The 5,596-nt window shown below is 37.5% G+C and carries 13 protein-coding genes and 1 pseudogene; all 14 read right to left on the bottom strand.

The window, feature by feature from the left end; all coding sequences use genetic code 11:
- Nucleotides 1-89: 89 nt before the first annotated feature.
- The gene (locus tag MICAI_RS26515) at nt 90-260 is read right to left on the bottom strand and encodes a hypothetical protein (RefSeq protein ID WP_008204272.1); all 171 of its coding nucleotides are present in this window, start codon (nt 258-260) and stop codon (nt 90-92) included.
- A complete protein-coding gene (locus MICAI_RS15925) occupies nt 247-504 on the bottom strand; it encodes a type II toxin-antitoxin system RelE family toxin (protein ID WP_008204270.1) in 258 nt (85 codons plus the stop codon). The genes MICAI_RS26515 and MICAI_RS15925 overlap by 14 nt, the downstream gene beginning before the upstream one ends.
- Nucleotides 505-510: 6 nt before the next feature.
- Nucleotides 511-651, bottom strand: a complete 141-nt coding sequence (locus MICAI_RS25960) for a hypothetical protein (protein WP_008204267.1) — start codon at nt 649-651, stop codon at nt 511-513.
- Between the two features lie 452 nt (nt 652-1,103).
- Nucleotides 1,104-1,439 (bottom strand): DUF5615 family PIN-like protein, encoded by a 336-nt coding sequence (locus MICAI_RS15915; RefSeq protein WP_008204265.1) that lies wholly within the window; start codon nt 1,437-1,439, stop codon nt 1,104-1,106.
- Complete coding sequence (locus tag MICAI_RS15910) at nt 1,429-1,743, bottom strand: DUF433 domain-containing protein (RefSeq protein ID WP_002753976.1); 315 nt, start codon at nt 1,741-1,743, stop codon at nt 1,429-1,431. The genes MICAI_RS15915 and MICAI_RS15910 overlap by 11 nt, the downstream gene beginning before the upstream one ends.
- Before the next feature lie 108 nt (nt 1,744-1,851).
- Entirely contained in the window at nt 1,852-2,070 is a 219-nt protein-coding gene (locus tag MICAI_RS15905; RefSeq protein ID WP_002734335.1) for a DUF2283 domain-containing protein, read from the bottom strand.
- Nucleotides 2,071-2,167: 97 nt separating this feature from the next.
- Complete coding sequence (locus tag MICAI_RS15900) at nt 2,168-2,503, bottom strand: XisI protein (protein WP_002762148.1); 336 nt, start codon at nt 2,501-2,503, stop codon at nt 2,168-2,170.
- A pseudogene (locus MICAI_RS27230) lies at nt 2,407-2,628 on the bottom strand (element excision factor XisH family protein); the annotation flags it as partial. The pseudogene MICAI_RS27230 and the gene MICAI_RS15900, both read right to left, overlap by 97 nt.
- A 32-nt stretch (nt 2,629-2,660) precedes the next feature.
- On the bottom strand, nt 2,661-2,903 hold the full coding sequence (locus tag MICAI_RS15895) for a DUF4926 domain-containing protein (protein WP_012267894.1): 243 nt from the start codon (nt 2,901-2,903) through the stop codon (nt 2,661-2,663).
- Nucleotides 2,904-2,913: 10 nt separating this feature from the next.
- Nucleotides 2,914-3,246, bottom strand: a complete 333-nt coding sequence (locus MICAI_RS15890; protein ID WP_002800853.1) for a DUF6883 domain-containing protein — start codon at nt 3,244-3,246, stop codon at nt 2,914-2,916.
- Between the two features lies 1 nt (nt 3,247).
- Nucleotides 3,248-3,385 (bottom strand): hypothetical protein, encoded by a 138-nt coding sequence (locus tag MICAI_RS26510; protein WP_002800854.1) that lies wholly within the window; start codon nt 3,383-3,385, stop codon nt 3,248-3,250.
- A gap of 53 nt (nt 3,386-3,438) precedes the next feature.
- Nucleotides 3,439-3,708, bottom strand: a complete 270-nt coding sequence (locus MICAI_RS15880; protein ID WP_008204258.1) for a type II toxin-antitoxin system RelE family toxin — start codon at nt 3,706-3,708, stop codon at nt 3,439-3,441.
- On the bottom strand, nt 3,705-3,908 hold the full coding sequence (locus MICAI_RS15875; RefSeq protein ID WP_008204256.1) for a hypothetical protein: 204 nt from the start codon (nt 3,906-3,908) through the stop codon (nt 3,705-3,707). The genes MICAI_RS15880 and MICAI_RS15875 overlap by 4 nt, the downstream gene beginning before the upstream one ends.
- 125 nt (nt 3,909-4,033) lie before the next feature.
- Nucleotides 4,034-5,596: HEAT repeat domain-containing protein (locus tag MICAI_RS15870; protein ID WP_039900306.1), on the bottom strand; the 1,563-nt coding region annotated here is incomplete at its 5' end.

The raw sequence follows: 5,596 nt of genomic DNA, 5'->3' as shown, positions 1-5,596 counted from the left end.
GGCTTGTCCCCCTCCCAGCTCGATTGGCGTTGGGAAGTTTCATTTTATTTGTCGGATTCTCCTAAGTTTCCCTGAATTTGCCCTGACAATTACTCACACTCTTTAACCAAGGTAATCCCCAATTCTTGGCATAATTCAAGCGCTTGTTGGCAGTAGTTGAGGGCAAGTTCAGGGCGATTGGTTTTGTGAGCGATTTCGGCGAGAAACACCAATTCGGATTTGAAGTAGCGCAATGTTTCTAAATTATTAGCGATAGACATCTTTTCGATGTTTACATTGCAAGATGAGTATTGCCTGTTTTGGGTCATCAATTTCATAGCGAACTCGATAGTCACCAACACGCAAACGGTATTCATAATCAGAATTTTTTAATTCAACTACACCAGAGGGACGCGGTTCTATTGATAAATCTTTGATTTTTTCAAGAATACGACTTTTGATGGGATTAGGTAAGTTATCAATCTGTTTTTGTACAGATTTAGAGATTTTAATACTATAATCCATTGTGATTTAATCCTTGCTCAAGTATTGTTCAAGGGTCACATAGTCGCCTGATTGATATTCATCCCGAACTTGTTGAAGTTCTGCTAAGGTTTCCTCGTCGTCTTGATAGGAAGTTTCTTCTGCGGCTCTCTTAGGTTTGGTGGGCAAAATGTATTCTAAGATACATTCTTCCTAGCGAGCGAGTGGAAGGAACCACAAAGACACAAAGGACACAAAGATTGATCGATCCTATATAAGTTAAACTTATCACACAGAACCTAGAAGAGCCCTTCTGCTTGAAAAATTTGTTGTTCTAGTATTTCTAATAATTGTTGTTTTTGCGTTAAGTCAAGGGATTTAATCGTTATTGTCAAACATTTCTAGGAGATAACCTGCTTCTGGTTGTTGTTTGTTAGGAGGTAATAATTCTAGAATCGTCCCTTAATCGCCTTTTTAAAAAATAGTGTCGGGGACATCTCTACATAATTTGACTTGTTGAAAAAGTTGGACGGTTTGCATTATTCATACTCCTTAATTTTATCGTAGTAAAGAGTAACAAAATTAGCTTTTTGATTATTTTTATCGATCTGCCAAATACTAATTCACTTTTTCATGCGGTTCTATATAAACTCTATGTGATTATACATTTCTTCGGGTTCAAGAATTTCCCAGATTAAGAGTAGTCCTCGAATTATTTGACCAATAGATTTACTTTGTTGGGGACAGTAAGCAATTCCTGCATGAGTTATAGATGATTGATTGATTCTTAAAAAATCAGTATCTTGAGTAAAAATCACGCGACCATTGGATAAAGCAAATTGCAATTGTACTTCATCAGATACCCCCAATAAATTTTCTTCTGGAGTGGTAGTAACATCAAGGCATCGCTGGCGCAATCCAAGAGCAATGCTATAGCTTACATTTTCATCAAGGTGAAATTTAATTTTATTGCCCATTCATTTTTTTTAGTTTTTCTTGGACTAGAGAAGGTGTTTTAGCTTGCATTTCCTTGGCAAAGGTATCATCATCTGTGATTTGTTGTCTAATTTCTTCAAGGTGATCGTGATAGTAAGAAAGGGCCGCGTAAACATCAGCTAAAGTAATGCTGGGATAATGATAAACAATTTCATCGGGTGACATTCCCAGGCGTTCGTGCCAAATAACGACATCTTGGACTTTGATGCGATGACCTGCGATGCGCGGTTTACCGCCACAAGTTTCTGGGGTAATTTCAATGTGATTGATTAAAGTTGTTGTCATTGATAATAACGAATTTGTCCGATTATAGGGTCACAAGTAATCTGCGCCCAAATGTCATATATATTATATCACGTCAAGGTTTATAGAATAATTTTATTATGACAACTCTTATAAACTTGATGCTAATTGAGGCGCGACAATAGTTTCGAGGGAAAAAGCATTCAGATCCGTTAAGCTTTTGGCGTGTTCCAAGGTGATTGCACAAATATTCCCCTGCTGATCAAGATCAACTAAGGTATTTTCATTGATTTCTTGAGTCTCGACAATGGGATTGTTATTGAACTCTAGGTATAGAGTATCCGTATCTTGAAAGTAGGTGATTTTCATGGCTGACTTGGGTTATCAAGAGTTTCTAATCTTCTTCTAATAGTGATTCATTTGGTGGGTGATTGCGGTTTTGAGAATTGTCCATCATATTTGAAAGTTAAGCGACAGCGAAGCCTGTATATTGACGTATTTTAGGTTCATGGAATCCCAAAACAATATCTTCTTTAGCAATGCCTGCGCTTAGTAATTCTTTGGTGATACCGTCTTCGGTGTTGTCACATTGTACCCAAATTTTCTCGTTAATAATTTCTAAATGAATCAGACAATCATGATAACGCTGATTCTGTTGCCAACCTTCTGAAATGACGAGATATTGATCATTCTGAGGATCAAAAGCTAGACGATTTTGAATGTCCGCATTGTTATAAATAATTTGGCTATAGGGGACAAGAATCTGATGAATAATTTTGCGGTAATGGTTGAGTTTATCCATTGGGTGATTACCTCATTGTCAGGGTTAAAGATAATTAGTCTTAGTGTTTTTTCTTCAAGGAGTATTTGACCAATTTCTTGATGAAATAAGCTGTTGAAAGTTTTTTCCCGAATAGCAAGATAAAGAGTTCTATCTAAAAGTTGGCGAAAGTTTTATCTTAGACTGAGACTAATTCAGGTTCACTGATCAGCCGTAGAAGTTTTGAGTGATCAACGGTTTCCATCGCAAAGGTTTGGCCGTTTTGATCGGTAAAATCAATCAGAAAAGCTTGCTGATTAAAAGACATTAAAACAGTTCCCATTTGTCCGCGACGCAGAAGGATGGGCTGATGGGTCGTTTTGTGAGTAGCCGTAACATCTTCCGTTAGGGCAACGAGATCGTATTCTTGAATGGTGTTCATCATGGGCTAGTTAATTAATGGGATAGACATTAGTAAGACGAGGAAAATTTTCAGTTATTTGGACAATCCAGCAACTTAAAATTAAGGATTCTCCGATGTCGGTACAGAGGTTAAATTTCAGATCATAGTGAGTGCCATATTGATCGATTTTATAAAGTTCGGCTTCTCCTTCCATTACTGCTTTTTTAAGAGCATTTTCTAGTATTTCTTTATTAGCTAAGGTAATCCCTAATCTTTGTTTGAAAAGCAAGGCTTTATGTTTTCCTTTTGAATGCTCAGGATTGAGGCAGTAACGTTCAAGTTTGTCTCCTAGGTTGGCTTGATCGGCATTGGGAAGTTTCATTTTATTTGTTGGCTTCTCCTAAGTTTCCCTGAATTTGCCCTAACAGTTCCTCACAATCTTTAACCAAGGTAATCCCCAGTTCTTGGCATAATTCAAGCGCTTGTTGGCAGTAGTTGAGAGCGCAATCGCAGTGATTCATTTTGTGGGCTATTTCGACAAAGGCTTTTCAATGATTCTTTATCTACCGAAATTTTACGGGAAATAACGATAGAATTCTCGACGATGAAGAACACGAGCAAATGTAATTGTATCTTCTTCAACAAAAAAAACAATTCTATAGTCACCAATTCGGATACGATAGGCATTACATTCTCCTTTTAATTTTTTAAGGTTGTTAATTTCGCTTAGCTGCTTAACTGCTAAAATATCAGTAAAGACAAGGTTTTTTATGACTGAGTAAGGGGAGGTACTTTTTAAATCTTTAAGATCCTTGATAAAAGTAGGAAGATAGTTGATTTTCATTCTTTTTCTAATTCAATTAATGCTTCCTCCAAAGTCAAGGGAGTTTCATCTTTAACGTCTATCATGGCGCAATAGAGTCCAGTATCTTCATAAGCTTCTATCATTTGTTGATAGTCTTCAAAGTTAATAATAACTTGCTGTATCTGACCTTGATTATCTGTAATCAAGTCTTGAGCAAAAGGATAATCTTTGATATTCATAATTCACTGTTCCTCATTTTGATTGGATTTCTAATCTTCTTCTAATGTAACCTGAATTTGCCCTAACAATTCCTCACAATCTTTAACCAAGGGAATCCCCAATTCTTGGGATAATTCAGAGGTGTTTACCGATTTTTCCAGTTTAAGATCACTTCGATTAGGTTGGGTTGGTTGGGTGAGAAGGTTTGTAGGTTAGCAATGGGGTTTTCGGTAATCCATGCGATGGGAATAGTCGGGTTAAGTTGTTGACAGAGGGATAAAAGGGTGTCACTAGGGTCACTTTCTCCGAAAATGAGAGTTAATTGGGCATTTTGGGCGATTAGGGGGATAAGATGGCGTTTGAGTTGGGGGATGTTGTTGGCTTCGGGGATGGGATATTGTTGCAGCTTGTGGCAAATAAGGTTACAGAGTTCTTGACTGAGTTCAGATGTATTATAGTGGTTGAGGGTTTCGGGGTTAAGGTAAAGGTACTCAGAGGGGAGTAAGTCGGGGAGATGTTGCAGGTTAAGCTGTTGACTGGTGGGAGTGTCACCGATGGGGGTGGTTTCTGGGGTGGTGGTAGCGTGCCATGCTTGGTAAAATTCGGGATAAGATAGGGTTTGGGCGCATTTCCAGAGAATTTTGTGTATAATTTGGTATAAATTACGATTTTGATACCAATTCCAATCAGATAGGGCATCTTTGAGGGCTGTCACCACTCTTGGCATTTGTTCTTTTTGCACCATTTCTCCTAAACTCTCTGCCACACCTATAAGAGTAAACTTATTGTTAGAAGAATGTATCAAATCTACTAAGGCTAAAATTGCTGTTTCATTGCCCTGTCCAATTTTCTCTAAGCTCTCTAAAGCTTGCTTCCAATTAGAAGAATGTATCAAATCTACTAAGGCTAAAATTGCTGTTTCATTGCCCTGTCCAATTTTTTCTAAACTCTTTGCTGCTTGTCTACAAATCCATTCATCCTTAGAAGAACGAATTAAATCTATTAAGGCTAAAATCGCTGTTTCATTGCCCTGTCCAATTTTTCCTAAACTCTCTGCTGCTTGCTGAATAGTTTCACTTAAGATGCTCTCATAAGAAACATGATCATGGTAATAGCGTACGCCTCTATCTGAAGGATTAATCAATGTTCGTTTACGATAGTTAATTTTCTCTAAACTCTCTGCTGCTTGCTTACGAGTCCATTCATCATTAGAAGAACTAATTAAGTATATTAAAGAAGCAATCGCTGTTTCATTACCCTGTCCAATTTTTCCTAAACTCTCTGCTGCTTGCCTACGAATATGTTTCTTATCAGAGAAACGAATAAGATTGCATAAGGTTGTTATTGCTACTCCATTGCCTGGATCTATTTCCCCTAACCTCTCTGCCGCTTCTCTGCGAGTATCTTCATTTTCAGAATCATAGATCAAGTCTTTTAAGGCTGGAATTGTTTTACTGAAGAAAATAGATAGCTGGACAATAACGCTAGGAGAACGGATTAAATCTGTCAAGGCCAAAGCTACTATTTTATTACCGGGGTCAATTTTGCCTAATGCTGCTGCTGCTAACCAACAAGTCCTTTTATCCTTAGAAGAACGAATTAATTCACTTAAGCCTATTATTGCTGTTTCATTACCCTGTCCAATTTTCACTAAACTCTTTACTGCTTGTTGACGAGTCCATTCATCATTAGAAGAACGGATTAAGTC

Source organism: Microcystis sp. T1-4, assembly GCF_000297435.1.
Lineage (GTDB): Bacteria > Cyanobacteriota > Cyanobacteriia > Cyanobacteriales > Microcystaceae > Microcystis.
This window is presented reverse-complemented; position numbering and strand designations above follow the sequence as displayed.

Coding starts and splice junctions, on each gene's coding strand:
- MICAI_RS26515 (WP_008204272.1), bottom strand. CDS start 260: ATGTCTATCGCTAATAATTTAGAAACATTGCGCTACTTCAAATCCGAA.
- MICAI_RS15925 (WP_008204270.1), bottom strand. CDS start 504: ATGGATTATAGTATTAAAATCTCTAAATCTGTACAAAAACAGATTGAT.
- MICAI_RS15915 (WP_008204265.1), bottom strand. CDS start 1,439: ATGGGCAATAAAATTAAATTTCACCTTGATGAAAATGTAAGCTATAGC.
- MICAI_RS15910 (WP_002753976.1), bottom strand. CDS start 1,743: ATGACAACAACTTTAATCAATCACATTGAAATTACCCCAGAAACTTGT.
- MICAI_RS15905 (WP_002734335.1), bottom strand. CDS start 2,070: ATGAAAATCACCTACTTTCAAGATACGGATACTCTATACCTAGAGTTC.
- MICAI_RS15900 (WP_002762148.1), bottom strand. CDS start 2,503: ATGGATAAACTCAACCATTACCGCAAAATTATTCATCAGATTCTTGTC.
- MICAI_RS15895 (WP_012267894.1), bottom strand. CDS start 2,903: ATGAACACCATTCAAGAATACGATCTCGTTGCCCTAACGGAAGATGTT.
- MICAI_RS15890 (WP_002800853.1), bottom strand. CDS start 3,246: ATGAAACTTCCCAATGCCGATCAAGCCAACCTAGGAGACAAACTTGAA.
- MICAI_RS26510 (WP_002800854.1), bottom strand. CDS start 3,385: ATGAATCACTGCGATTGCGCTCTCAACTACTGCCAACAAGCGCTTGAA.
- MICAI_RS15880 (WP_008204258.1), bottom strand. CDS start 3,708: ATGAAAATCAACTATCTTCCTACTTTTATCAAGGATCTTAAAGATTTA.
- MICAI_RS15875 (WP_008204256.1), bottom strand. CDS start 3,908: ATGAATATCAAAGATTATCCTTTTGCTCAAGACTTGATTACAGATAAT.